Raw genomic sequence first — 25,023 nt, 5'->3', positions numbered from 1 at the left:
GGAGGGCCGGTTCCCCCGGCCTTCGGCCGGGCGGACATCCGAGCCCGCCTCAGGCGGTGATCAACGGCGTGCGCTCCTTCGCCTCGGCATAGCGCTTCGCCACGTCCTGCCAGTTGACGACGCCCCACATCGCGTCGATGAAGTCCACCTTCTGGTTCTTGTACTGGAGGTAGAAGGCGTGCTCCCAGGCGTCGAAGACCAGGATCGGCACCGAGCCCTGGCCGACGTTGCCCTGGTGGTCGTAGACCTGTTCGACGATCAGCCGGCCGCTGACAGGCTCATAGGCGAGGACGCCCCAGCCGGAACCCTGTGTGGTGGCAGAGGCCTTCGAGAGCTGGGTCCTGAACTTGGCGAAGGAGCCGAAGCACTCGGTGATCGCGTCCGCCAACTCGCCGACGCCGTCCGCTGCCAGCGGCTCACCGCCGCCACTGTCCTTCGGGGACGCCATGTTGTGCCAGTAGATGCTGTGCAGGATGTGGCCGGAGAGGTGGAACGCGAGGTTCTTCTCCAGACCGTTGATCGAGCCCCAGGCTTCCTTGTCCCGCGCCTCCGCCAGTTGCTCCAGGGTGTCGTTGGCGCCCTTCACATACGCGGCATGGTGCTTGTCGTGGTGCAGCTCGATGATCTGTGGATTGATCACCGGCTCCAGCGCCGCATAGTCGTACGGGAGTTCAGGAAGCGTGTACACGGCCATGTCCAAGCCCTTCGACCACTAATTGCAAAGTATTCGCAAGTGCAGGCTAGCAGCAACAAGGCCCGGTGGAGGGAGTGCGTGATCGAGAGGACCCCCGGACCGCGGGTGCGGTTCGGGGGTCCTCTCGATTTGGTCGGTGGCGCGTCAGTCCGCCGACCGCGTCCGCTTGCGGTTCCGCTGTACGAGCAGGCCGCCGACGGCCAGCATCAGGGTCATCCCACCCGTGTAGAGCAACTGCTCGCGGGTGCCGGGCTCACGCAGCATCAGCGCGAACACGCCCAGCATGCCCGCGATCGCGATCCAGGTCAGCGCCGGGTACAGCCACATCCGCACCACCAGCTTCTCCGGGGCCTCGCGCTCGGTGCGGCGACGCAGCACCAGCTGGGAGACGGCGATGAAGAGCCAGACGACCAGGATCACCGCGCCGATCATCTTCAGCAGCCAGGGGAACACGTCGTCGGGGCGCCAGTACTTGAGCACCACGCACACGAAGCCGAACACCGAGGACACCAGCACGGCGATCCGCGGCACACCGCCAAAGACCCGGCCCAGTGCCTTCGGGCCCTGGCCGCGGGCGACGAGCGAGTAGGCCATACGGGAGGCGCCGTAGATGTTGGCGTTCATCGCCGACAGCAGCGCGATCAGCACCACCACCTGCATCACGGTGCCCGCGCCGGGGATGTCGAGCTGGTTCAGGGCGGTGACATAGGGGCCCTTGTCGGGGTTGGCGACATCCGGGTGGTCCCAGGGCACCAGCGTGACGATGACCGCCATCGACCCGATGTAGAACAGCGCGATCCGCCACATCGCCGTTCGGACCGCCTTGGCGACGCCCTGCACCGGCTGCTCGGACTCGGCCGCCGCGATGGTGACCGTCTCCAGGCCGCCGTAGGCGAACACCGACGCGAGCAGACCGATGACCAGTCCCTGGGACCCGTTGGGCAGGAAGCCGCCCTCGCCCGTGAGGTTCGCCGCGCCGGGCGCGGCGGTGCCGGGCAGCATGCCGAGGATGGCGAGACCCCCGAGAACGAGGAAGAGGGTGATCGCGCCGACCTTGAGCGCGGCGAACCAGAACTCGAATTCGCCGAAGTTCTTCACCGCCGCCAGGTTGGTGCCGCAGAACACGGCCATGAACAGTGCGACCCAGGCCCACTCCGGCGTGCCGGGCAGCCAGCCGCTGACGATCTCGGCGGCACCGATGCCCTCCAGGCCCACCGCGACGGACAGCAGCACCCAGAAGGCCCAGCCCGCGGTGAAGCCCGCCCAGGGGCCGAGCGCCCGCTCGGCGTGTACGGAGAAGGAGCCGGAAGCCGGGTTGGCCGCCGACATCTCGCCGAGCATGCGCATCACGAGCATGACGAGCAGCCCGGACACCGCGTAGGCGATGACGATCGAAGGGCCCGCAGCCGCGATGCCCTCACCGGAGCCGACGAAGAGGCCGGCGCCGATCACGCCGCCGAGGGCGATCATCGACAGATGGCGCTGCTTGAGACTGTGCGCGAGCGCCGGGGAACCGACAGCGCCGGCGGTCCCGCCGGTCTTGTCGGTGGCGGGCGCGGGCGCCGGGGTCCGAGACATGGATGTGCCTTGTGTGTGGGAGACAGGGGCGGCCCAAGTCTGGGCCCCGTACCGCTCACGGAGCCTGGGTGACCGCTATACGGACAAAATGCTCACACAATGTGAAGCTCCGGGCACCGAGCGGTTGCATATCCCGCATATCCTCGCGGGCCGGTTGGGCTCTTGGAGGGAATCGACAGGCTTCCGAGGTGCGGCCTTCTTGCCGAAAGGCGCGCCCTCGGGCCTTTCCTGCTCGTCAACTCCGTGATCAGCATCACGTCCCGGAGGTGTGTGCATCCATCGCTTTGTCCGAACCCCACCAAGCCACCGAGCAGCGGTTTGTTCTCGACTGACGGTGAACGGGCGTTCACTCGTCGGCTAGCGTCGTCATGTCCACTTCGACACCGCCCCTGTCCCTGCCTCCGCGGAGTACCGATGAGCACCACTGCCGCCGCCCCTGTCCGTCCGCCTTTCACCGGCGTGGTCCTCGCCGACCTGCTGCCCGCCTCGCGCACCAAGGACATCGCCCTTGTCGTGGGCGGCGCCGTGCTCACCGGGGTCGCGGCCCAGATCTCCCTACCGGTCCCGGGCTCCCCGGTCCCGGTGACCGGCCAGACCTTCGCCGCGCTGCTCGTCGGCACCGCGCTCGGCGCCCGCCGCGGCTTCCTCGCCCTCGCGCTGTACGCCGTCGCGGGTGTCGCGGGGATGCCGTGGTTCGCCGGCGCGTCGTCCGGTTACGCCATGCCGTCCTTCGGCTACATCCTCGGCATGCTGCTCGCCGCGACCGTCGTCGGTGCACTCGCTCGCCGTGGCGCGGACCGCTCGGTGCCGCGTACGGCCGGTGCGATGGTGCTGGGCTCGGCGATCATCTACGCGGTCGGCGTTCCGTATCTTGCTCTCGCCACCGGGATGACCTTCGGGAAGGCCGTGTCCCTGGGTCTGCTCCCGTTCCTCGTCGGTGACGCGCTCAAGGCGGCACTGGCGATGGGGGCCCTGCCTGCGGCCTGGAAGCTCATCGGGCGCCGAGGCTGACCGCGGCCGAATCGCCCACAGGCTCGGTGCGATCATCGTCGCGGTCGCCCAGGCCGGATATGGGAACAGCCACATCTTCACGGTCAGTTTCTCCGGCGCCTCGCGCTGCAGGATCCCGCGCATCCGCAGCTGGGTGAAGCAGATCACCAGCCGGACGAAGAGCGGGACCGCACCCGATGAGTTCAGCAGGAACAGGAAGACGGTGTCCTTGTTCGTGTAGTTGAGGATGACGGTGACGAAGCCGAAGACGACCGAGGCCAGGATGGCGGGGCCGGCTTCGGCTATGCCGCTGGACGAGCCGACGAACAGTCCGGCGCCGATGTGGGTCTGGTCATCCGACAGGGCCCGTGCGACGGACCCCGCTGACGCCTGCCCGGCTTCCCGCGTGCCACACTCGGATCATGCGCGTGTACCTCGGCTCCGACCATGCCGGCTTCGAACTCAAGAACCACCTAGTCGAGTGGCTCAAGGCCCATGGCCACGAGCCCGTGGACTGCGGTCCCCACATCTACGACGCCCAGGACGACTACCCGCCGTTCTGCCTGCGCGCCGCCGAGCGGACCGTCGCGGACCCGGACAGCCTGGGCATCGTGATCGGCGGCTCCGGCAACGGCGAGCAGATCGCCGCGAACAAGGTGAAGGGCGTACGTGCGGCCCTCGCCTGGAGCGAGCAGACCGCTGCCCTCGGTCGTGAGCACAACAACGCCAACGTGATCGCGGTCGGCGCCCGGATGCACACCGAGGACGAGGCGACCAAGTTCGTCGAGATCTTCGTCAACACCCCCTACTCGGGTGAGGAACGTCACACCCGCCGCATCGAGATGCTCGCCGAGTACGAGAGCACCGGCGAGCTCCCCCCGATCCCGGCGCACCACCCGCAGGAACCGACCGCCTGATGCCCGAGGGGCACACCATCCACCGGCTGGCCGCCGACTACCGGGAACGGTTCGGCGGCCGGTCCGTACGGGTCACCAGCCCGCAGGGCAAGTTCAGCGACTCGGCCGCGCTGCTCGACGGCACGGTGCTGGAGCGCACCCAGGCCCACGGAAAGCATCTGTTCCTCGGCCTCGGCGGCTCGGGCGGCGCCGGCGAGTGGGTGCACATCCACCTCGGGCTCTTCGGCAAGGTCGCATTCGGGGACGCGCCGGCCCCGCCGCCCACCGACACCGTGCGGCTGCGGCTCACCGACCGCGATTCCTACGGCGATCTTCGCGGACCCACGACCTGCGCCCTGATCACGGACGGCGAGAAGCGGGCGATACACGCCCGGCTCGGCCCCGACCCACTGCGTTCCGAGGACGGCCCGGACCGCGCCTGGGCCAGGATCTCCAGGTCCCGTACGTCCATCGCGGCACTGCTGCTGGACCAGAAGGTGATCGCGGGAGTCGGCAATGTCTACCGCGCCGAAGTCCTCTTTCGGCACGGCATCGATCCCTACCGTGCGGGCAGGGATCTCACCGAACGCGAATGGCACGCCATCTGGACGGACCTGGTGGCGCTGATGCGCGAGGGCGTACACCACAATCGCATCGACACCGTACGACCCGAGCACACCCCCCAAGCGATGTGCCGCCCGCCGCGGGTGGATGACCACGGTGGCGAGGTCTACGTCTACCGCCGGGCCGCGCTGCCCTGCCACATCTGCGGCGGCGAGATCCGCACCGCCGATCTCGCCGCCCGTAACCTCTTCTGGTGCCCGGGCTGCCAGCCGGGTTAGGGAACCAGGCCCGCTGGCCGGGCAAGGAGCGGACCACACCCTGCTGCCGTGCCCGGTTCCGTCGCCGGAATCAGAATCCGTGCGGCAGCCATGGAGCCGGATCCGATCCGAAGGCGAGCGAGGCCACCGCGAGCGCGCCCTCGCGCAGCTCGCGCACCCGGCCTGCGCCCGCCAGCGAGGACAGCGACACACCGCCCAGATAGGCGGCCCCCAGCTCCGCCACCGACAACGCCAGATCCGGCGCGTCCTGGGTCCGCTCGCAGGATGCCCCCTTCATGTCACCGGTCAGCCGCCAGCGCCCTTCGTTCCAGGGGCAGAACGTGTCCGCCACCTCGAACACCACGTCCACCGGCGTCTGGTACGTACGCGCCGCCAGCGCGGTGCCCACATCCACCAGCCGTACGTGCAGTGAGTCCTTCATCCGTACGACGCAGCGCCGGATATCGCTGACCATGCTCAGCAGCGGATCGTCCACCGGCCTGTTCCGGACGGTCACGGACGACGTCAGATCGATGCCGCAGACAAAGCGCCACAGCGCCGCATAGGCGGCCGGGTCGACGGCGTCGAGCTGCCGCACGATGATCGAGCCGTCCGGCCCCGACGCCCCCCACTGCGGCTTGTTGTGGAACCGGACGAATCCGACCACCTCGCCGTCCCGTTCGGCCAGTACGCACTGCATCGGCGACGCGCCCTCACGCTCGGACGGCGGGTCCAGCAGCGGCAGCCGCTCCCAGCCCGGTGTCCGCGCGAACATTCCCGGCCGTACGCCGATGGTACGGCGGTAGATCCGCTCGCAGGCCTCTGCGGCATCCGTCACCGGCGCGAACCGCAGTCGTACACCGTCCGTCCCCGCGGGCGCGGCGATTCGCACCCGGTTGGTGTCGATCTCCAGGTTCAGCAGATGGGTGGCGATCCCGTATCCGAAGCGCCCGTAGATCTCGGGCTCCGACGCTGTCAGCACAGCCAGCGGCTCACCCCACTCGCGTACGTCGTCCAGCTGGCGCCGCATCATCGAGGTGAGCACTCCGCGCCGCCGGTGGGTCGCGGCCACGCTGACCATCGTCACTCCGGCCGCGGGCACGAACGCGCCGCCCGGCACCGACATCCGGAAGCTGAACGCTCCCGCGGTGCCGACGCACTCGTCGCCGTCCCAGACCCCGAGCGAGCGGTCGACCTCGGCCAGCTCGCGATACAGCGCGCGCTCCTCCTGGGTCTCCAGGACACCGCCGAAAGCGAGCTCCAGCCTCCCGTACCAGTGATCCCACTCAGACCGGTCAAGCACCCTAAGATCCGTCGTCATACGCCATGCGTACCAGGGGGCCGCCGACCGTCGCGACCCGATATTCGCGCGCGATGCCGTGCGTACCGCCCCCGTCCGCGTCTTCGAGCGCTTTGGGGGTCCCCCCTGCACGAGGGCCGCGCGGATGGATAAGGTCCACGTCGATGGCACGTGGCGCAGCAGGTTCGTTCGCGGCCCGGCTGCGGAGGTCCGCCCGCCGGGCCCGCACCGCGCTGCGCAAGTCCGGAGTCGACTACTTCCGGGGCGACGGTTCCGACTGGATCGCCTTCGTGGGCCTGCTGCTCACCATCCCGGCGATCGCCTGCGGCACCATCGCCATGCCGGTCTGGTTCGCCCCCACCGCGATGGTGCTGCCCATCGTCGCGGGCGGGGTGCTGCTGCGTCCCGCGAGCCTGCTCGGGCTCTACGCGACGGCGGCCGGCGCGCTGATCATCGAGTCGATGGCGCTCGGGCCGTATCTGGACGGACCCGCACGCGTCACCCCGGGCACCGTGCTGGTGGTGGCGGCCTGCGGACTGTTCGGACTGCTCATCGCCCAGTTCAGGGCCCGGGTCGGCGTGCCCTGGCGGCGCGGTGGAACCATGCTGTTCGACCTGCGTGAACGCATCCGCGTCCAGAGCGCGCTGCCCAGACTGCCCAAGGGCTGGCACCACGAGATGGCACTGCGCCCGGCCGGCGGCCAGTCCTTCTCGGGTGACTTCGTGGTGGGAGCCCGTACCAACGGCGGACGCACCCTCGAAGTCGTCCTCACCGATGTCTCGGGCAAGGGCATGGACGCGGGCTCACGCGCCCTGCTGCTGTCCGGGGCGTTCGGGGGCCTGCTCGGCTCCCTCCCCCCTCACGGTTTCCTGCCGGCGGCCAACGCCTATCTGCTGCGGCAGGACTGGGACGAGGGCTTCGCGACCTCCATACATCTGGTGCTCGACCTGGACTCGGGTGACTACGAACTCCTCTCCGCGGGGCATCTGCCCGCCCTCCAACTGCACGCGGGTACGGGCCGCTGGGAGGAGAAGACCGCCGACGGGTCGCTGCTCGGGGTGTACGACGGGGCCCAGTTCGATCCGGTGAAGGGCTCGCTCCAGCCCGGAGACGTGCTGATGCTCTTCACGGACGGCCTGGTCGAGGCGTCCGATCGCGAGATCGCGGAGGGTATGGACCGGCTGACGGGCGAGGCCGACCGCTATGTCGCCACCGGGTTCGAAGGCGCCGCCTGGCATCTGATCGAGGCGGTCGCCAAGGACGTCAACGACGACCGTGCCCTCCTTCTACTACGCCGCGAACCCTGAACAGGGTCGGACGCATGCCGTATCTCAGCCTGACCGAGGTCGAGTCGATCGCCCGCGAGGCCCATGCCGCGCAGTTGGACAAGGCCGGCCGCCCTTACACCGAGCACCTTCAGGCGGTGGCGGACGGTGTGCGGGCCCGTGGCGGCAGCCGCGAGCAGATCGCGGCCGCCTGGTTGCATGACGCCGTCGAGGACCACGCACTGAGTCGCGACTGGCTGGCCGCCGCCGCACTGCCGGGGTCCGTCAAGGACATGGTCCTGGCCCTCACCAAGAACCCGGGCGAGCCGCTCGCGGACTACACCCGCCGTATCCTCGCGACTCCCGGCGCGCTCCTCGTCAAACAGGCCGACCTCGCCCACAACGCGGACCCGGCCCGCCTCGCCGTACTGGACGAGGCGACCAGGGACCGGCTCACCGATAAGTACGCGACGGTACGGCGGTTGCTGGGGCTGATCGCGACGGGGGACCCGCCGACGGCTGACGGCTGACGCCCCGACCTTCCTGGTCGCCGCTCCGGCCCTCCCCGCTCCTGCGCTCCTCCCGGCGGAAGGCCCAGGACAGGTCGGGCTCCGTTGCCCACCGCAGTGCCCGCCGCACCGGCGGTGTGCAGAGCACCGTGACGGCGGCGGCGATGGCCAGCGTCAGGACGATCTCCCCCGCGGGTGTGGCCAGCCACGGGTACTGGGGGACCAGGTCCCGCCAGTCCAGGGTCTTCACCAGGAAGCCGTGCAGCAGATAGCCGCAGATGGTGCCGGCCCCGAGCACGGTGAACCAGGTCCGCCGCTGCGGTACCCAGGCCAGGAAGGCGGCGGTCAGCAGCATCGAGCACACGAACAGCACGGGTGCCATGACCAGCCCGGCCCACCAGGGAGCGTCCAGGTCCTCGGCGCCGGACGAGTGGTAGAACCAGCCCATCCGCATGTGCGGTGCCACCGCGTAGGCCACCGCGGCGGCACCGGCGAACAGGGGCAGGGCCAGCAGCCGCACCTCGCGCCTTCGCACGATCCGGAAGTGCTCCGGCTTCAGCAGCAGTCCCACCACGAAGAACGGCAGGAACTGGAGGATCCGCTGCAGGTCGAGATCCTGCCCGATGCCCGAGGTCAGCGAGCCGAGCGCGGCGATCACGAGGGCGATCGGCAGCGGGTGGCGCAGTGAACGCCACAGCGGGGTCGACAGGCGCCAGACGAACAGGGCGATCAGGAACCAGGTGAGATACAGCGGGTCCGTCATGCTGAACGGGTAGCCGGGATCGTCGTCCGCCCAGCGCTTGAACAGCGTGTACGCCACTTCGAACACCAGATACGGCACCACGATCCCGCTGACCAGCCGCTTCAGCTGGTCCGGCCGGGCGGTGAAACTCCGTGAGAAGTAGCCCGAGATGACGATGAACGCCGGCATGTGGAAGGTGTAGACGAGCATGTACAGCGCCCGTGTGGCGCGGCTGCCCTCCATCACCGGCTCCCACGCGTGCGCCATGGCCACCAGCACGATCGCCAGGTACTTGGCGTTGTCGAAGTAGGGGTCGCGTCTGCTGCCCTGGGCCTGATCCGCCGCCACCGACGCGGCCGCCGGGCGCGGCGTCGGCAGTGCCGCCGCTGTCGGCGGCGCCGACGGCTTCGCCACTGTCGCCACTTCTGTCACGTTCGCTGCGGGGACGGGTTCCGGATCCCGGGAAGCCTCGGGCGACCGGTTCCTCCGCAATGCATTCGGAGCCTGGAACATTCGAGGCACCCTAGCTCGCCATATCGGATTACGTAAAACACGCTCGCCGATTCTCTCAATTCGTTCTCTAAGCCACCGACAGGCGCCGCGTATGCCCCAGTTCATCCATGGCGAACCGGGCAATTCGACCACTCCGGCCGTGGGTCCGAAGAGAGGGGTGAATTAACTCACCAATATTGCTTGAATTTCTTGTGACCGGGTCGTGTGCATTTGGCGGAAGTGGGTAAACGGGGAGAGTCGGCTGTGTGTCGGTCCGGCTCGCCCGTCCGACGATGCGTCAGTCGGCATCCGCGGCCCGGTGGTTGGTGGCACGATGGGATGGGCAGGGGGCGTGCTGGGTCGCATGCTCCCCGTGTGGGCCCGGTGGACCGACCGAGGGTGTGATCAGTTGTGGCCATTTCGCTGTCTGTGGTGCTGCTGTTGGCGATCATCCTCGTAGTGATGATCCGCAGCGGCTCGATCAAGGCCGGGCCCGCGGTCGTCGCGGCACTGTTCGGCTTCTTCCTGGCCTCGACGGGCATGGCGCCGTCGATCCAAAACTTTCTCGACTCGATAGCGAGCTCGATCAACGCGATCAAATTCTGACACTCAACGCTTCTGTGCCCTGTACCGCTTGACCAGGACGGCGATCCTGGTCTGATCGGCGGCGCCGTTGAGTTCCGTCAGAAGGTCGGCAGGGCGCAGTTCGTCGTGGTCGTCCCACCGGCGTTGCCGCCGGCTGTCCCAGATGCGGTAGCCGCCGCCCGGCACGCCCTTGGCCACGTATCGCCGTCTGCCCGCGCTCCCACCCCCGCCGCCCCGTGCGTGTGGGGAACGCATCAGGGCCAGGCCGGAGTTCTAAGCCTCTGACCTGGCCCTGAGCCATCAAGAGCGGGCGACGGGAATCGAACCCGCGTAGCTAGTTTGGAAGACTAGTGCTCTACCATTGAGCTACGCCCGCAGGAACCGTGCGACGTCCGCCCGTGAAGGTCGTCGGCGCCGCGGCACGAAGAGCATCGTAGCGGGTCCGTGAGGGTGGCCGCACACTCATTCCGTCCATGGCGCGTGCGGCGGCCGCCCGGTACCTCCGGGCGACGCCTGTGCGGCAAAGAGGTCCGACCACGGGCGTTCGGCCATGTACCCTACGTGTCGCACCGAAACGGGGTGTGGCGCAGCTTGGTAGCGCGTCCGCTTTGGGAGCGGAAGGCCGTGGGTTCAAATCCCGCCACCCCGACCAGTACGTACACCTCTCATAGGTCACGTTGTGGGGCTCGTCCCGCTTGCGGTTACTATGCAAGCTGCGTGCCCGTGTGTCTGACGAGTGTCTGAAGAGCCGGGCCCGATCCGCTGAGCCGCCGCCGGACCACGCGCCGGGATGAGTCCAGCAGACCCCCAGTATTCAGCCACCAAGGAGACCGAACCGTGAAGAGCGCCGTAGAGACCCTGAACCCGACCCGGGTTCGGCTCACTGTCGAGGTGCCCTTCGAGGAGCTCAAGGCCAGCCTCGACGCGGCGTACAAGAAGATCAACCAGCAGGTCACGGTCAAGGGCTTCCGTAAGGGCAAGATCCCGGCCCGGGTCATCGACCAGCGGTTCGGCCGTGCGGCGGTGCTGGAGGAGGCCGTCAACGACGCCCTCCCGAAGTTCTACACCGAGGCCGTCAACGAGGCGGAGATCAACCCGCTGGGTCAGCCCGAGGTCGACATCACCGAGCTGAAGGACGGCGAGACGCTGAACTTCACCGCCGAGGTCGACGTCCGCCCCGAGATCGAGATCCCGGACTACTCCGGCATCGAGGTCGAGGTCGACGCCTTCGAGGTCAGCGACGAGGACATCGAGAAGTCCGTGGAGCAGCTCCGCTCCCGCTTCGCCTCCACCTCCCCGGTCGAGCGCGCCGCCGCCGAGGGTGACGTCGTGACCGTGGACCTGGAGGCCAAGGTCGACGGCGAGGTCCTCGCGGACGGCGTCGCCAACGGCGTGCAGTACACCATCGGCTCCGGCGAGCTGCTCGACGGCATCGACGAGGCCGTCACCGGCCTCGAAGCCGGTGGTGAGGCCACCTTCACCTCCGAGCTGAAGGGTGGCTCCGCTGAGGGCAAGGAGGCCGAGGTCGCCGTCAAGGTCACTGAGGTCGCCGCGCGCGAACTGCCCGAGCTGGACGACGAGTTCGCCCAGATGGCGAGCGAGTTCGACACCCTTGAGGAGCTGCGGGCCGACAGCCGCAAGCGCCTTGAGAACATGAAGCAGTACGACCAGGCCACCCAGGCCCAGGAGCGTGTCCTGGAGAAGCTGCTCGAGCTGGTCGAGGTCCCGATCCCCGAGAAGCTGCTCGAGGACGAGGTCAACACCCGCAAGCACAACCTGGAGCACCACCAGCTCGGCCAGATGGGTCTCGACCTCGCCAAGTACCTGGAGATCCAGGGCAAGACCGCCGAGGAGTTCGACGCCGAGACCAAGGAACAGGCGATCAAGGGCATCAAGACCCAGTTCGTCCTGGACGAGCTGGTCAACAAGGAGAAGCTGAACGTCAGCCAGGAGGAGCTCACCGAGCACCTCATGCGCCGCGCCGCCTCCTCCGGCATGTCCCCCGACCAGTTCGCCCAGGCGATCGTCGAGGGCGGCCAGGTTCCGATGCTCGTGGGCGAGGTCGCCCGCGGCAAGGCCCTCGCCACAGTGGTCGAGGCCGCCACGGTCAAGGACACCAACGGCGAGATCGTCGACCTGGGTGACGAGGACGAGGACGAGGACGAGGCCGCTGAGGCCGCTGAGGCGTCCACCGAGAAGACCGAGGCCTGAGCACCTCACCCCATCGGGTAGTACGGGCCCGGCCGCACATGCGGCCGGGCCCGTCCGCTTTTCGGGCTCCCCACCCGGCGACGCCCGGCTCCGGGATGCCGCGAGCCGCGGGCAGGGCGTGGGGCGGTCTCCGGCGCGTGGGCACGGTACGCGGAGCAGGGCGGGGGCGGGCGGCGGCAGGGCCGGAGGCCCCCGGTCCGGCGGGGGCTGCCCCGGACCCCGGCACCTTGCGCTCCCAGCGAACAGTTCCAGAACCGGGATGGCGCCCGCCCACCAGCGCGTTAGGGTCCATGAATACGAGGGCAGGGGAGTACCCGCCCCCGGGATCATCCCGGGGAGTCGCCCCGGCAGTACTACAGACGCTGAGACGGCCGCAGCCGTCAGAGACGAGCAGGTGGATTACGTGACGATTCTGATGCCTAACGCCGCCGGTGAGCCGTCCATCGGTGGAGGCCTCGGCGACCAGGTCTACAGCCGGCTGCTCGGCGAGCGCATCATCTTCCTGGGCCAGCAGGTGGACGACGATATCGCCAACAAGATCACGGCACAGCTCCTTCTCCTGGCCGCCGACCCCGAGAAGGACGTCTACCTCTACATCAACAGCCCCGGTGGCTCGGTGACGGCCGGCATGGCGATCTACGACACCATGCAGTACATCCCGAACGACGTCGTCACCATCGGCATGGGCATGGCGGCCTCCATGGGCCAGTTCCTGCTCACCGGAGGCACCGCGGGCAAGCGCTTCGCGCTGCCGCACACCGACATCCTCATGCACCAGGGCTCCGCCGGTATCGGCGGCACCGCGTCGGACATCAAGATCCAGGCCGAGTACCTGCTGCGCACCAAGCAGCGGATGGCGCAGATCACCGCGCACCACTCCGGTCAGTCGGTCGAGACGATCATCCGCGACGGCGACCGCGACCGCTGGTTCACGGCTGAGGAGGCCAAGGACTACGGGCTCATCGACGAGATCATCTCCGCTGCCTCGGGCGTTCCGGGCGGCGGTGGCACCGGGGCCTGAGCCTGTCCCCGGGCCCGCCTCGGCTCCCGCCCTCGGCCTTCCAGACTTCCAGCCCGCGAAACGCCACCAGGATGGTGAACACCCACATGCAGAACAACCTCTCCGCGAGCGGCCTCTACACGGGCCCGCAGGTGGACAACCGCTACGTCGTCCCCCGCTTCGTCGAGCGCACCTCGCAGGGCGTGCGCGAGTACGACCCGTACGCGAAGCTCTTCGAGGAGCGCGTGATCTTCCTCGGCGTGCAGATCGACGATGCGTCCGCCAACGACGTCATGGCGCAGTTGCTGTGCCTGGAGTCGATGGACCCGGACCGCGACATCTCGATCTACATCAACAGCCCGGGCGGCTCCTTCACCGCGCTGACCGCGATCTACGACACGATGCAGTTCGTGAAGCCGGACATCCAGACCGTGTGCATGGGCCAGGCGGCATCCGCCGCGGCCGTGCTGCTTGCCGCCGGTACCCCCGGCAAGCGGATGGCCCTGCCGCACGCGCGGGTGCTGATCCACCAGCCGTCCTCGCAGACCGGCCGCGAGCAGCTCTCCGACCTGGAGATCGCCGCGAACGAGATCCTGCGCATGCGCGAGCAGCTCGAGGAGATGCTGGCCAAGCACTCCTCCACGCCGATCGAGAAGGTCCGCGAGGACATCGAGCGGGACAAGATCCTCACCGCCGAGGACGCCTTGGCGTACGGCCTGGTGGACCAGATCGTGTCCACCCGTAAGAGCACGGCCGCATCGGCCGCCTGACAAAGGCCCAGCGACCCTTGGCGTGGTGCACGTCAAATGTGAACCACGCCAAGGGGGGCCCGAACGAGGGGCCCGGCAAGGTACCGTCGGATATGAGGCACCAGGAGCAGCTGAACCAAGCGCTCCCAGGCGAAGGGGAAGCACCTCGTGGCACGCATTGGTGATGGCGGCGATCTGCTCAAGTGCTCGTTCTGCGGAAAGAGCCAGAAGCAGGTGAAGAAGCTCATCGCAGGCCCCGGGGTCTACATCTGCGACGAGTGCATCGACCTCTGCAACGAGATCATCGAGGAGGAGCTCGCCGAGACCTCCGAGGTGCGGTGGGAGGAGCTTCCCAAGCCGCGCGAGATCTACGAGTTCCTCGAGGGCTATGTCGTCGGGCAGGAGCCCGCGAAGAAGGCCCTCTCGGTCGCGGTGTACAACCACTACAAGCGCGTCCAGGCCGGTGAGAACGGCGGCGGGCAGGGCCGCGACGACGCGATCGAGCTCGCCAAGTCCAACATCCTGCTCCTGGGCCCCACCGGCTCGGGCAAGACCCTGCTCGCCCAGACTCTCGCGCGGATGCTCAACGTCCCGTTCGCCATCGCGGACGCCACGGCGCTCACCGAGGCGGGCTATGTCGGCGAGGACGTCGAGAACATCCTGCTGAAGCTGATCCAGGCCGCCGACTACGACGTCAAGAAGGCCGAGACCGGGATCATCTACATCGATGAGATCGACAAGGTCGCCCGCAAGAGCGAGAACCCGTCGATCACCCGCGATGTCAGTGGCGAGGGCGTGCAGCAAGCCCTGCTGAAGATCCTGGAGGGCACCACCGCCTCCGTACCGCCGCAGGGCGGCCGCAAGCACCCGCACCAGGAGTTCATCCAGATCGACACGACGAACGTGCTGTTCATCGTGGGCGGTGCCTTCGCCGGTCTGGAGAAGATCATCGAGGCGCGGGCCGGTGCCAAGGGCATCGGTTTCGGCGCCACGATCCGCTCCAAGCGGGAGATCGAGGCGAGTGACCAGTTCCAGGAGGTCATGCCCGAGGACCTGGTGAAGTTCGGCATGATCCCCGAGTTCATCGGCCGCCTCCCGGTCATCACCTCGGTGCACAACCTGGACCGCGAGGCCCTGCTGAAGATCCTTGTCGAGCCGCGCAACGCGCTGGTCAAGCAGTACCAGCGGCTGTTCGAACTCGACGGCGTGGAGCTTGACTTCGACCGCCCGGCGCTTGAGGCGATCGCCGACCAGGCGATCCTGCGCGGAACGGGTGCACGTGGGCTCAGAGCCATCATGGAAGAGGTCCTGATGTCGGTCATGTACGAGGTGCCGTCCCGCAAGGACGTGGCACGCGTGGTGATCACGGCGGACGTGGTGCACAACAACGTGAACCCGACCCTGGTACCCAGGATCGTGAAGCACGACGGCCGCCACGAGAAGTCGGCTTAGCCGTTCCGCTCGCTCACGCGCGAAGGGCGCCCTCGGTCGATGCGACCGGCGGGCGCACTTCGGTATACGCGCGGTATGCGCGCCGCACGTGTCTCAGGCCTTGGTGCGGATCTCGTTGCGGAGCTTGGCCGTGATGTCCATGGCCGTGTCCTTGTCCACGTTCTTGGTGCGGTCGCCCGGTGACACCATCGCGATGGTGCTGTAGTCGGCCCAGGCGCAGAACCAGTCGGTCTTGGTCTGCTTGGTCACCGGGTCGCTGCCTTCCGCGGCCTGGCACTTCATGGTGCCGTTGTCGAAGTCGTCGGGGCTGACCTCCTCGGGCGTTCCGACGAGCTTCCCCTTCCCGCCGCTCCCGGACGCGTTCTTGTTCATGTCCGCGAAGAGTGTGTCCAGCGCCTTCTTCGGGTCGTCGATCCTGCCGTAGGCGCCGAAGAACGAGATGCCCTTGGCTGTTGCCAGCTCAGGGGGCCACGTGGTGGGGTCCGCCAGGTCGAAGCGGTTGAGTTCCGACGGGTCGAGGTCGGCGGTCGTGTACGCGCCGACGACGGACTTGCCGTCCTTCACCCCGCTCTTCTCGAGGTCCTCGCTGACGGAGTTGTCCGTGCTGCCCGCCTGGTTGCCGTTGGACAGGCTGTTGTACTCGCCGAGTACCTTCGCGGGCGTGGTGAGCTTGTGGGGGCCGTCGTCCGCGAGTGTCGCGCCGCCGCCGAACACGAAGTACGCCCCCACGGCGATCGCAGCCACCACGGCGACGCCTCCGATGATCAGCCCGACCTTCTTGCCGCCGCCCTGCGCCGGCGGGGCCGGATACACGCCTGGGCCCGCGCCGTACGGGGGCTGCTGGAGCGGCTGCCCGTAGGGACCCTGCTGGTGGGGAGGCTGCCCGTACGGGCCCGGCTGCTGCTGGGGAGGCTGGCCCGGGTAGCCGTAGCCGGGCTGCGGCGGTGCCTGCGGATAGCCGTAGCCGGACTGCGGCGGTGTCTGCGGATAGCCGTAGCCGGGCTGGGCGGGAGCCTGTGGCGGCCGGCCGTAGGGACCCGGCTGGCCACCGCCGTACGGACCGGGTTGCTGCGGAGGTTGACCGCCGTAGGGGCCCGGTTGCTGCGGAGGCTGGCCGCCGTACGGGCCCGGCTGGTTGTAGCTCATTACTGGGTTCCCCTCCAGATGCCTATGCGTACCGAACATCCTGTCGGAAACGGGCCCCGCCTCGGGGGCATCGGGCGCAGACCGTTACGGAGGATTCCCGTTTCAGAACGCGACCGCGACACCCCTAAACTGTGGCCCGTGACCGACAACACTCATCACCAGCCAGCCAGCAACCCCGAACTGCCGACCCAGTACGCGCCGGCCGAGGTGGAGGGGAAGCTGTACGAGCGCTGGGTAGAGCGCGGTTACTTCGAAGCCGACGCGAAGAGCGACAAGCCCCCGTACACGATCGTCATCCCGCCGCCGAACGTCACCGGCAGCCTGCACCTGGGCCACGCCTTCGAGCACACGCTGATCGACGCACTCACCCGCCGCAAGCGGATGCAGGGCTACGAGACGCTGTGGCAGCCGGGTATGGACCACGCCGGTATCGCCACCCAGAACGTGGTCGAGCGCGAGCTGGCCAAGGAGGGCAAGTCCCGCCACGACCTCGGCCGTGAGGCGTTCATCGAGCGTGTCTGGCAGTGGAAGGGCGAGTCGGGCGGCCAGATCTCCGGGCAGATGAAGCGCCTCGGTGACGGCGTCGCATGGTCCCGTGAGCGCTTCACCATGGACGAGGGCCTGTCCCAGGCCGTCCAGACCATCTTCAAGAGGCTCTACGACGACGAGCTGATCTACCGCGCCGAGCGCATCATCAACTGGTGCCCGCGCTGTCTGACCGCCATCTCGGACATCGAGGTCGAGTACCAGGACGACGACGGCGAGCTGGTCTCCATCCGCTACGGCGAGGGCGAGGAAGCGATCGTCGTCGCCACCACCCGCGCCGAGACGATGCTCGGTGACACGGCCGTCGCCGTCCACCCGGAGGACGAGCGCTACAAGCACCTCGTCGGCCGGGAGATCGAGCTGCCGCTCACCGGCCGCCGTATCCCCGTCGTCGCCGACACCCATGTCGACCCGGAGTTCGGAACCGGCGCGGTCAAGGTGACGCCCGCGCACGACCCGAACGACTTCGAGATCGGCCAGCGGCACGGGCTGCCGAACCTCGCCGTCATGGACGAGCGCGCGGTCATCACCGCCCACGGCCCCTTCCAGGGCCTGGACCGCCTCGAAGCCCGCTCCGCCATCGTCGCCGCCCTGCGCGCCGAGGGCCGGATCGTCGCCGAGAAGCGCCCTTACGTCCACTCCGTCGGCCACTGCTCCCGCTGCAAGACCACCATCGAGCCGCGGCTGTCCATGCAGTGGTGGGTCAAGGTCGGCCCGCTGGCGAAGGCCGCCGGCGACGCGGTCCGCGACGGCAAGGTCAAGATCCACCCGCAGGAGATGGAGAAGCGGTACTTCGACTGGGTCGACAACCTCCACGACTGGTGCATCTCGCGCCAGCTCTGGTGGGGCCACCGCATCCCGGTCTGGTACGGCCCGGACGGCGAGATCGTGTGCGTCGGACCCGACGAGCAGCCCCCGTCCGGCGACGGCTGGACCCAGGAGACCGATGTCCTGGACACCTGGTTCTCCTCCGGCCTGTGGCCGTTCTCCACGCTCGGCTGGCCCGAGCGGACCGAGAGCCTCGCGAAGTTCTACCCGAACTCCGTCCTGGTCACCGGCTACGACATCCTCTTCTTCTGGGTCGCCCGGATGATGATGTTCGGCCTGTACGCGATGGACGGCACCCCGCCGTTCCACACCATCGCCCTGCACGGCATGGTCCGCGACCAGTTCGGCAAGAAGATGTCCAAGTCCTTCGGCAACGCGGTCAACCCGCTGGACTGGATGGACAAGTACGGCTCCGACGCACTGCGCTTCACGCTGGCGCGTGGCGCCAACCCGGGCGTCGACGTCCCGATCGGCGAGGACTGGGTCCAGGGCTCGCGCAACTTCGCCAACAAGATCTGGAACGCCACCCGCTTCGCGCTGATGAACGGTGCCACGGTCGAGGGCCCGCTGCCCGCGCCCGAGCGGATGTCGTCCACCGACCGCTGGATCCTGTCGCGGCTGAACACGGTGGTCGCCGAGGTGGACGCGCTCTACGAGGACTACCAGTTCGCCAAGCTGTCCGACGCGCTGTTCCACTTCGCGTGGGACGAGGTCTTCGACTGGTACGTGGAGCTGTCCAAGACCACGTTCCAGGCGGGCGGCGAGGCTGCCGAGGTCTCCAAGCGGATCCTCGGCGAGGTCCTCGATGTCACCCTCAAGCTGCTGCACCCGATCGTTCCGTTCGTCACCGAGACCCTCTGGACCACTCTCACGGGTGGTGAGTCGGTCGTCGTCGCCGACTGGCCGGTCGACAGCGGCTTCCGCGACCGGGCGGCCGAGCGCGAGATCGAGTCCCTTCAGTCCGTCATCACCGAGGTCCGCCGCTTCCGCGCCGACCAGGGCCTCCAGCCCGGCCAGCGGGTCCCCGCCCGGCTGAGCCTGGACGGCACCGCGCTGGTCCCGCACGAGGCCGCCATCCGGCAGCTGCTGCGGCTCCAGCCGGAAGGCGAGGACTTCACCGCGACGGCCACCCTGCCGGTCGCGGGCGCCGAGGTGGCACTGGACCTGTCCGGCACCATCGACGTGGCGGCGGAGCGCAAGCGCCTCGCCAAGGACCTCGCGGCGGCGCAGAAGGAGCGCCAGCAGGCGGAGGCGAAGCTCGGCAACGAGGCGTTCCTGGCCAAGGCCCCCGACAACGTGGTGGAGAAGATCCGTACTCGGCTCGCCAAGGCGGACGAGGACATCGCACGGATCGAGAGCCAGCTCGCGAAGCTGCCGCAGGGCTGACCCGCACCGAGCAGGTGCGAGGTCCCCGCAGCCACCCGTGACGCCGTCGGACCGGCGGCGTCACGCCCGGCTCCGGGGACCTCGCACCTGCTCGGGGTGCGCACCGCACGGCGCGCCTCACACCGATCGCGTCACGCTCGCCCGTCACACCCCCTGCCCCGTCATCGGCTCCGCGGCGGCTCCGTAGACTGGCTGCGTGAGTGAGCAGCAGCCGCGCCCCTTCGATGCCCCCGACGCGTTCGACGAGATCGTCGACGCCGAAACCGACCGTGACCCGGACCTGGCGGTGATCGAGGCCGGCAGCCGTACACTGCGTACCCAGGCCGGACCGCCCCGCGGCGACCAGGTGCCCGCGCGCCCCGCCGACCCCGAGGTGGACAAGACTCTGCGCGAGATCGAGCAGGAGCTCGCGAGCCGCTGGGGCGAGACCAAGCTGGAGCCGTCCGTCAGCCGGATCACGGCACTGATGGACCTGCTCGGCGAGCCGCAGCACGCGTACCCCTCGATCCACATCACCGGCACCAACGGCAAGACCTCGACGGCCCGCATGATCGAGGCGCTGCTCGGAGCCTTCGAGCTGCGCACCGGGCGCTACACATCCCCGCACGTCCAGTCGATCACCGAGCGGATCAGTCTGGACGGAGTGCCGATGGACGCCGAGCGCTTCATCGCGACCTACCGGGACATCAAGCCGTACGTCGACATGGTGGACTCCTCCCAGGACTACCGGCTCTCCTTCTTCGAGGTGCTGACCGGCATGGGCTACGCGGCCTTCGCCGACGCTCCCGTGGATGTGGCCGTGGTCGAGGTCGGCATGGGCGGCGGCTGGGACGCGACCAATGTCATCGACGGGTCGGTGGCCGTGATCACCCCCATCTCCCTGGACCACACCGACCGGCTCGGCGGCACTCCCGCCGAGATCGCCGCCGAGAAGGCCGGGATCATCAAGCAGGGCGCGACGGTCATCCTGGCCCAGCAGTCGGTGGATGCCGCGCAGGTCATGCTCAAGAAGGCCGTCGAGGTCGACGCCACGGTCGCCCGTGAGGGTATGGAGTTCGGCGTGGTCTCCCGCGAGGTCGCGGTGGGCGGGCAGTTGGTGACGCTGCGCGGTCTCGGCGGCGAGTACGAGGAGATCTTCCTGCCGCTGTACGGCGCCCACCAAGCACACAACGCCTCGGTGGCGCTGGCCGCCGTCGAGGCGTTCTTCGGCATCGGCGACCAGCACGCCCGCACGCTCGACATGGACACCGTGCGCACCGCTTTCGCCTCGGTCACCTCGCCCGGTCGACTGGAGGTGGTGCGTCGCAGCCCCACCGTGATCCTGGACGCCGCGCACAACCCGGCGGGCGCGCGGGTGAGCGCCGACGGCGTCACCGAGGCGTTCGGCTTCTCCCGGCTCATCGGTGTGGTCGGCGCGAGCGACGACAAGGACGTGAAGGCGGTGCTCGAAGCCTTCGAGCCGGTCTTCACGGAGATCGTCGTCACCCAGAACTCCAGCCATCGCGCCATGGACGCCGACATGCTGGCCGCGATCGCCGTCGAGGTGTTCGGCGACGAGCGCGTCGTCGTCGAACCGCGGCTCGACGACGCTCTGGAGGCGGCGATCACGCTCGCCGAGGAGGAGGCGGAGTATTCGGGTGCCGGCGTCCTGGTGACCGGTTCCGTGATCACGGTCGGCGAGGCCCGGCTGCTGCTCGGGAAGGGGTGAATCAATTGCGTACGCTCTGCGCGTCCACTCTGATCGGTGAATTCTTCGTCATCGGCTTTGCCGGCCTTGTCGCCATGAAGAATCCCGATCTGTCGATGGCCGCGGTCTGGACCGTGTGCGGGATCGCGATGCTGCTGTCCGTGCTGCTGTGCGGAATGATCACCCGCCCCGGTGGGGTGCAGCTCGGCTGGGCCCTTCAGATCGGACTGATCGCCAGCGGCTTCGTGGTGCCGATGATGTTCATTCTGGGCGCGGTGTTCGCGGGCCTGTGGTGGGCTTCCGTCCACTACGGGCGCAAGGTGGACGAGGCGAAAGCCCGGTTCGCGCAGCAGGGGGCGGCGGGAGCCGCCGCCCCCGGATCCGAGGCCTGAAAGCCCTGTCCAGGTGCTGTCGGACGCTGCCGGAAGGGCCGCCGAAGCGGCCCTGTAGCCTCTGAAGTGCAGTTGAACCACACTCGAAGGAGCCCGCACGTGAGCCAGCGCACGCTCGTCCTGCTGAAGCCCGACGCCGTACGCCGCGGCCTGATCGGCGAGATCATCAGCCGTATCGAGCGGAAGGCGGGCTGGCAGATCACCGCGCTGGAGCTGCGTGAGCTGGACCAGGACACCCTGGAGCAGCACTACGGCGAGCACAAGGGCAAGCCCTTCTACGAGCCGCTGGTCGCCTTCATGTCCTCCGGCGCCGTCGTCGCCCTGGTGGTCGAGGGCGAGCGGGTCATCGAGGGCGTGCGCGCGCTGGCCGGACCGACCGACCCGATCGCCGCCGCGCCGGGCTCCATCAGGGGCGACTACGGCACGATCGTCCGGGAGAACCTCATCCACGCCTCGGACTCCGAGGAGTCGGCCGAGCGGGAGCTGAAGATCTTCTTCCCGGGTCTTTCCTGAACCTCCCGGATCATCCCGATCGGCGACGTCACCGCTGACCGTCCGTCAGCCGTACAGCGCCCACGGCCTGGGGCGACCGAAGGAATTTCGGTCGCCCCTCGGCATACGTACTGTCATAACGGGAAAGCTTCGCACCGACTCACCGTCACCCTTATTGAGGTGGGCCCAGCGCGCGGTTGTCCCGCATACGGCACTACGATGGGAACCCTTCACGCCATCACACCCTCCTCGCCGACCTGAAAAGCCATCAAAGCTCTATTTGGGAAGGCCCGACGCATCCTCATGGGAAACAAGGGGAACTCAATGTCGTTCATCGGCCGTGACATGGCTGTCGACCTCGGGACCGCCAACACGCTGGTGTACGTGAGGGGTCGCGGCATCGTCCTCAACGAGCCGTCCGTCGTCGCCATCAACACCAACACCGGCGGCATCCTCGCGGTGGGCTCCGAAGCCAAGAAGATGATCGGCCGTACGCCCGGGAACATCGTGGCCGTGCGCCCGCTGAAGGACGGTGTGATCGCCGACTTCGAGATCACCGAGCGTATGCTGCGCTACTTCATCCTGAAGATCCACAAGCGCCGGTGGGCGGCTCGCCCCAGGATCGTGGTCTGTGTGCCGTCCGGCATCACCGGTGTGGAGCGCCGGGCGGTCATCGAGGCGTCGACCCAGGCCGGCGCCCGTCAGGTGCACATCATCGAGGAGCCGATGGCCGCCGCGATCGGCGCCGGACTCCCGGTCCACGAAGCCACCGGCAACATGGTCGTGGACATCGGCGGCGGCACTACCGAGGTGGCTGTGATCTCCCTCGGCGGCATCGTCACGGCGCAGTCCATCCGTGTCGCGGGCGATGAACTCGACAACGCGATCATCCAGCACGTGAAGAAGGAGTACAGCCTCCTGCTCGGCGAGCGGACAGCGGAGAGCATCAAGATCACCATCGGCTCCGCCTTCGACCTCGCGGCGGACGAGCACACCGAGATCCGCGGCCGGGACCTGGTCTCCGGACTGCCCAAGACGGTGGTCATCTCCGCCGCCGAGGTGCGCAAGGCCATCGAGGAGCCGGTCAACGCGATCGTGGACGCGGTGAAGACCACGCTCGACAAGTGCCCGCCGGAGCTCTCCGGGGACGTCATGGACCGGGGCATCGTGCTCACCGGTGGCGGTGCCCTGCTCCGCGGACTCGACGAGAGACTGCGCCATGAGACCGGTATGCCGATCCACATCGCCGAGGACCCGCTGGACTCGGTTGCGCTCGGTTCGGGCAAGTGCGTCGAGGAGTTCGAGGCGCTCCAGCAGGTGCTCGACGCGCAGCCGCGCCGGTAACGGACCTCGGCGGGCCTCGATATAAGGGCAACAGTCGCACGCGTACCTCCAGGCACGCCCGCCACGCCGTAACGAATCCGCCGTATCGCACCCAGCCACACCCAGCCCGACTGTCGTAACGAGGAAGGCACGGCCGCCGCACGTGAGGGACACCAAAGAGAGCCGGCTCCTCCTGGTCCTGCTGATCGCCATCGCGTTCGCGCTGATCACGGTGGACATCAGGGGTGGCCAGGAGTCACCGGTGGACGGCGCCCGAAAGGCCGCCGCCGCTGTCTTCGGACCGGTCGAGAACGGCGTGGCGGCGGCCGTCGACCCGGTCGGCAACGCCATAGGGGCGATCCGCGACTCCGGCCGGCGCCACGACCGCATCGCCGTGCTCGAGCGGGAGAACGCCGCCCTCAAGACACGGCTGGGCAGTGACATCCGCAACCAGAGCCGCGTCCGGCAGCTCGACGCCATGCTCAAGACGGCCGCCAACGGCCAGTACGGCATCAAGGGTGCCGAGGTCATCGCCATAGGAGCCGCCCAGGGCTTCTCGTGGACCGTGACCCTCGACATCGGCTCCCAGGACGGGATCGTCCGCGACATGACGGTGCTCAACGGTGACGGGCTGGTCGGCAGGGTCACCACGGTCGGCCCGCACACCTCGACCGTACTGCTGGCCAGCGACCCGGACTTCACCGTCGGCACCAGGATCGAGCGCACCGACGAACTCGGCTTCGCGACCGGCCAGGGCGACCGGCCGCTGTCCGTGCAGCTCCTCAACGGCAAGGCCAAGGTACGCAAGGGCGACCGCCTCGTCACCTTCGGCTCGCAGGCCGGGCGGCCGTTCGTGCCGGGCGTCCCGGTCGGCGAGGTGGTCCGCGTCGACCCATCGGGCGGCGACCTGACCCGGAACATCTACGTACGCCCGTATGTGTCGTTCTCCAAGCTCGACATCGTGGGCGTGGTGGTCCAGGCGCCCCGCACCGATCCGCGTGACTCGGTCCTGCCGCCGAAGCCCAAGGCGAAGCCCACGCCGACGGTCACCGTCACGGTGACACCATCGGCCGGAGCGGACGGCCTGGCCGACGCCGACGGCGCGGACGCCGCCGATGACGGACCCGGTACGGATCCCGCCCAGAACACCGCCGCGCGCAGAGACCCGGCCGAACCGGGCGACGCCACCGCAAGCTCCGGCCCCGACGCCGGCACGGACGACGAGTAGCGAGAGGAAGAAGGAGCCGACCATGAAGCGCTTCAACCGGATGCTGCTCGCCACCCCCCTCGTCATCGTCGCCCTGGTCATCCAGGTCACCGTGCTGGCGAGGCTCCAGCTCCCCGGAGCCGTCCCCGACCTGATACTGCTGGTCGTCCTCGCCCTGGCCCTCGTGTACGGGCACACCAGTGGCGCGCTCATCGGCTTCGGGGCGGGCCTGCTGACCGACCTCGCCCCGCCAGCAGACCACGCCGTCGGGCGCTATGCGCTGGTGCTGTGTCTCATCGGCTACTGCGCCGGTCTGTTCAAGCCGGACAACGGCAGGCTCAACTCGGCCACCGGGCCGATGGCCGTGGTCGTCGGCGCCGCGGTCGGCTCGACCTTGCTCTACGCGGGCGTGGGCGCCCTCGTGGGTGACACCGCCGCACGTCATGTCGGGCTCGGCTCACTGCTGTTCACCGCGGCCCTCTACGACCTGCTGCTGGCGCCGTTCACCGTACCGGTGATCATGGCCTTGGCCAGACGGGCCGAGAACGACCCGCTCGCCGAGAGCCCGTCGGGCGGCGGTGACGTGTCCGGCGGCTGGACCTCGTTCGGCACCGGCCTGCGCATCGGCGGCCAGCGCGGCGGCTCCCTGCGGGTGAAGGCGGCCAAGTCCAGAGCCTCCCGGGCCGGCCGTATCAAGGGCATCAAGCGACTGTGACCTGAGGGGGTATCGCC

At 68.7% G+C, this 25,023-nt stretch carries 23 protein-coding genes, 2 tRNA genes and 1 pseudogene; 18 read left to right on the top strand and 8 right to left on the bottom strand.

The genetic code is table 11. The features are described 5' to 3' along the window. Positions 1-49 precede the first annotated feature (49 nt). Together V1460_RS29750 and V1460_RS29745 are read right to left on the bottom strand one after the other, a co-directional pair. Positions 50-694, bottom strand: coding sequence for a superoxide dismutase (locus V1460_RS29750; RefSeq protein WP_338676685.1), 645 nt, complete (start codon positions 692-694; stop codon positions 50-52). A gap of 144 nt (positions 695-838) precedes the next feature. Further along, positions 839-2,272 (bottom strand): amino acid permease, encoded by a 1,434-nt coding sequence (locus V1460_RS29745; RefSeq protein ID WP_338676684.1) that lies wholly within the window; start codon positions 2,270-2,272, stop codon positions 839-841. A 414-nt stretch (positions 2,273-2,686) separates the two neighbouring features. Between V1460_RS29745 and V1460_RS29740 the strand changes: the two genes are divergently transcribed. After that, positions 2,687-3,283: a biotin transporter BioY gene (locus tag V1460_RS29740; RefSeq protein WP_338676683.1), complete on the top strand. Its 597-nt coding sequence runs from the start codon at positions 2,687-2,689 to the stop codon at positions 3,281-3,283. A 30-nt stretch (positions 3,284-3,313) separates the two neighbouring features. Here the strand turns inward: V1460_RS29740 and V1460_RS29735 are convergent. After that, positions 3,314-3,550 (bottom strand): annotated as a pseudogene (locus V1460_RS29735) (amino acid transporter); the annotation flags it as partial. Between the two features lie 134 nt (positions 3,551-3,684). Between V1460_RS29735 and V1460_RS29730 the strand changes: the two are divergent. Together V1460_RS29730 and V1460_RS29725 are read left to right on the top strand one after the other, a co-directional pair. Continuing rightward, positions 3,685-4,179, top strand: a complete 495-nt coding sequence (locus tag V1460_RS29730) for a ribose-5-phosphate isomerase (protein WP_338676682.1) — start codon at positions 3,685-3,687, stop codon at positions 4,177-4,179. Continuing rightward, a complete protein-coding gene (locus tag V1460_RS29725; RefSeq protein ID WP_338676681.1) occupies positions 4,179-5,000 on the top strand; it encodes a DNA-formamidopyrimidine glycosylase family protein in 822 nt (273 codons plus the stop codon). Before V1460_RS29730 ends, V1460_RS29725 begins: the two co-directional genes overlap by 1 nt. Positions 5,001-5,070: 70 nt before the next feature. Here V1460_RS29725 and V1460_RS29720 read toward each other — a convergent pair whose 3' ends face one another. Continuing rightward, positions 5,071-6,300, bottom strand: a complete 1,230-nt coding sequence (locus V1460_RS29720) for a GNAT family N-acetyltransferase (RefSeq protein ID WP_338676680.1) — start codon at positions 6,298-6,300, stop codon at positions 5,071-5,073. A 143-nt stretch (positions 6,301-6,443) separates the two neighbouring features. Here V1460_RS29720 and V1460_RS29715 point away from each other — a divergent pair, with 143 nt between their 5' ends. Together V1460_RS29715 and V1460_RS29710 are read left to right on the top strand one after the other, a co-directional pair. Continuing rightward, positions 6,444-7,586, top strand: a complete 1,143-nt coding sequence (locus V1460_RS29715) for a PP2C family protein-serine/threonine phosphatase (protein ID WP_338676679.1) — start codon at positions 6,444-6,446, stop codon at positions 7,584-7,586. Positions 7,587-7,600: 14 nt separating this feature from the next. Beyond that, positions 7,601-8,074, top strand: a complete 474-nt coding sequence (locus V1460_RS29710) for an HD domain-containing protein (RefSeq protein ID WP_338676678.1) — start codon at positions 7,601-7,603, stop codon at positions 8,072-8,074. Here the strand turns inward: V1460_RS29710 and V1460_RS29705 are convergent. Beyond that, a complete protein-coding gene (locus V1460_RS29705; protein ID WP_338676677.1) occupies positions 7,998-9,308 on the bottom strand; it encodes an acyltransferase family protein in 1,311 nt (436 codons plus the stop codon). The genes V1460_RS29710 and V1460_RS29705 overlap by 77 nt on opposite strands. 390 nt (positions 9,309-9,698) lie before the next feature. Here V1460_RS29705 and V1460_RS29700 point away from each other — a divergent pair, with 390 nt between their 5' ends. Continuing rightward, the gene (locus V1460_RS29700; protein ID WP_338676676.1) at positions 9,699-9,893 is read left to right on the top strand and encodes a hypothetical protein; all 195 of its coding nucleotides are present in this window, start codon (positions 9,699-9,701) and stop codon (positions 9,891-9,893) included. 3 nt (positions 9,894-9,896) lie between these two features. Here the strand turns inward: V1460_RS29700 and V1460_RS29695 are convergent, their stop codons facing one another. Continuing rightward, the gene (locus tag V1460_RS29695; protein ID WP_338676675.1) at positions 9,897-10,070 is read right to left on the bottom strand and encodes a hypothetical protein; all 174 of its coding nucleotides are present in this window, start codon (positions 10,068-10,070) and stop codon (positions 9,897-9,899) included. A 107-nt stretch (positions 10,071-10,177) separates the two neighbouring features. Then, positions 10,178-10,248, bottom strand: a tRNA-Gly gene (locus V1460_RS29690). Between the two features lie 199 nt (positions 10,249-10,447). Between V1460_RS29690 and V1460_RS29685 the strand changes: the two genes are divergently transcribed. The 5 genes from V1460_RS29685 to clpX all read left to right on the top strand — a co-directional run bounded on the left by V1460_RS29685 (position 10,448) and on the right by clpX (position 15,284). Then, positions 10,448-10,524 (top strand) — tRNA-Pro (locus tag V1460_RS29685). A 185-nt stretch (positions 10,525-10,709) separates the two neighbouring features. Next, entirely contained in the window at positions 10,710-12,083 is a 1,374-nt protein-coding gene (gene tig / locus V1460_RS29680) for a trigger factor (protein ID WP_338676674.1), read from the top strand. A 415-nt stretch (positions 12,084-12,498) separates the two neighbouring features. Next, positions 12,499-13,104: an ATP-dependent Clp protease proteolytic subunit gene (locus tag V1460_RS29675; RefSeq protein ID WP_338678261.1), complete on the top strand. Its 606-nt coding sequence runs from the start codon at positions 12,499-12,501 to the stop codon at positions 13,102-13,104. A gap of 71 nt (positions 13,105-13,175) precedes the next feature. Then, positions 13,176-13,853, top strand: a complete 678-nt coding sequence (locus tag V1460_RS29670; protein WP_338676673.1) for an ATP-dependent Clp protease proteolytic subunit — start codon at positions 13,176-13,178, stop codon at positions 13,851-13,853. Positions 13,854-14,000: 147 nt separating this feature from the next. Further along, on the top strand, positions 14,001-15,284 hold the full coding sequence (gene clpX, locus V1460_RS29665; protein WP_338676672.1) for an ATP-dependent Clp protease ATP-binding subunit ClpX: 1,284 nt from the start codon (positions 14,001-14,003) through the stop codon (positions 15,282-15,284). A 93-nt stretch (positions 15,285-15,377) separates the two neighbouring features. Here the strand turns inward: clpX and V1460_RS29660 are convergent, their stop codons facing one another. After that, positions 15,378-16,430, bottom strand: a complete 1,053-nt coding sequence (locus V1460_RS29660) for a hypothetical protein (RefSeq protein ID WP_338676671.1) — start codon at positions 16,428-16,430, stop codon at positions 15,378-15,380. Positions 16,431-16,568: 138 nt separating this feature from the next. Here V1460_RS29660 and V1460_RS29655 point away from each other — a divergent pair, with 138 nt between their 5' ends. The 7 genes from V1460_RS29655 to mreD all read left to right on the top strand — a co-directional run bounded on the left by V1460_RS29655 (position 16,569) and on the right by mreD (position 25,006). Continuing rightward, the gene (locus tag V1460_RS29655) at positions 16,569-19,190 is read left to right on the top strand and encodes a valine--tRNA ligase (protein ID WP_338676670.1); all 2,622 of its coding nucleotides are present in this window, start codon (positions 16,569-16,571) and stop codon (positions 19,188-19,190) included. A gap of 196 nt (positions 19,191-19,386) precedes the next feature. Beyond that, on the top strand, positions 19,387-20,898 hold the full coding sequence (locus V1460_RS29650; RefSeq protein WP_338676669.1) for a folylpolyglutamate synthase/dihydrofolate synthase family protein: 1,512 nt from the start codon (positions 19,387-19,389) through the stop codon (positions 20,896-20,898). Positions 20,899-20,903: 5 nt separating this feature from the next. After that, complete coding sequence (locus V1460_RS29645) at positions 20,904-21,269, top strand: DUF4233 domain-containing protein (RefSeq protein WP_338676668.1); 366 nt, start codon at positions 20,904-20,906, stop codon at positions 21,267-21,269. Between the two features lie 99 nt (positions 21,270-21,368). Then, positions 21,369-21,782, top strand: a complete 414-nt coding sequence (ndk, locus tag V1460_RS29640) for a nucleoside-diphosphate kinase (RefSeq protein ID WP_338676667.1) — start codon at positions 21,369-21,371, stop codon at positions 21,780-21,782. A gap of 303 nt (positions 21,783-22,085) precedes the next feature. Further along, a complete protein-coding gene (locus V1460_RS29635) occupies positions 22,086-23,105 on the top strand; it encodes a rod shape-determining protein (protein ID WP_338676666.1) in 1,020 nt (339 codons plus the stop codon). A gap of 142 nt (positions 23,106-23,247) precedes the next feature. Beyond that, positions 23,248-24,312 (top strand): rod shape-determining protein MreC, encoded by a 1,065-nt coding sequence (mreC, locus tag V1460_RS29630; RefSeq protein WP_338676665.1) that lies wholly within the window; start codon positions 23,248-23,250, stop codon positions 24,310-24,312. Positions 24,313-24,334: 22 nt separating this feature from the next. Continuing rightward, on the top strand, positions 24,335-25,006 hold the full coding sequence (mreD, locus tag V1460_RS29625; RefSeq protein WP_338676664.1) for a rod shape-determining protein MreD: 672 nt from the start codon (positions 24,335-24,337) through the stop codon (positions 25,004-25,006). Positions 25,007-25,023: the final 17 nt, after the last annotated feature.

This window comes from Streptomyces sp. SCSIO 30461, from assembly GCF_037023745.1.
Taxonomy (GTDB): Bacteria; Actinomycetota; Actinomycetes; order Streptomycetales; family Streptomycetaceae; genus Streptomyces.
This window is presented reverse-complemented; position numbering and strand designations above follow the sequence as displayed.

Excerpts from the sequence above, each read along its gene's own strand:
- V1460_RS29750 (WP_338676685.1), bottom strand. The coding sequence starts at position 694 with ATGGCCGTGTACACGCTTCCTGAACTCCCGTACGACTATGCGGCGCTG.
- V1460_RS29745 (WP_338676684.1), bottom strand. The coding sequence starts at position 2,272 with ATGTCTCGGACCCCGGCGCCCGCGCCCGCCACCGACAAGACCGGCGGG.
- V1460_RS29740 (WP_338676683.1), top strand. The coding sequence starts at position 2,687 with ATGAGCACCACTGCCGCCGCCCCTGTCCGTCCGCCTTTCACCGGCGTG.
- V1460_RS29730 (WP_338676682.1), top strand. The coding sequence starts at position 3,685 with ATGCGCGTGTACCTCGGCTCCGACCATGCCGGCTTCGAACTCAAGAAC.
- V1460_RS29725 (WP_338676681.1), top strand. The coding sequence starts at position 4,179 with ATGCCCGAGGGGCACACCATCCACCGGCTGGCCGCCGACTACCGGGAA.
- V1460_RS29720 (WP_338676680.1), bottom strand. The coding sequence starts at position 6,300 with ATGACGACGGATCTTAGGGTGCTTGACCGGTCTGAGTGGGATCACTGG.
- V1460_RS29715 (WP_338676679.1), top strand. The coding sequence starts at position 6,444 with ATGGCACGTGGCGCAGCAGGTTCGTTCGCGGCCCGGCTGCGGAGGTCC.
- V1460_RS29710 (WP_338676678.1), top strand. The coding sequence starts at position 7,601 with ATGCCGTATCTCAGCCTGACCGAGGTCGAGTCGATCGCCCGCGAGGCC.
- V1460_RS29705 (WP_338676677.1), bottom strand. The coding sequence starts at position 9,308 with ATGTTCCAGGCTCCGAATGCATTGCGGAGGAACCGGTCGCCCGAGGCT.
- V1460_RS29675 (WP_338678261.1), top strand. The coding sequence starts at position 12,499 with ATGCCTAACGCCGCCGGTGAGCCGTCCATCGGTGGAGGCCTCGGCGAC.
- V1460_RS29670 (WP_338676673.1), top strand. The coding sequence starts at position 13,176 with ATGGTGAACACCCACATGCAGAACAACCTCTCCGCGAGCGGCCTCTAC.
- V1460_RS29660 (WP_338676671.1), bottom strand. The coding sequence starts at position 16,430 with ATGAGCTACAACCAGCCGGGCCCGTACGGCGGCCAGCCTCCGCAGCAA.
- V1460_RS29635 (WP_338676666.1), top strand. The coding sequence starts at position 22,086 with ATGTCGTTCATCGGCCGTGACATGGCTGTCGACCTCGGGACCGCCAAC.
- mreD (WP_338676664.1), top strand. The coding sequence starts at position 24,335 with ATGAAGCGCTTCAACCGGATGCTGCTCGCCACCCCCCTCGTCATCGTC.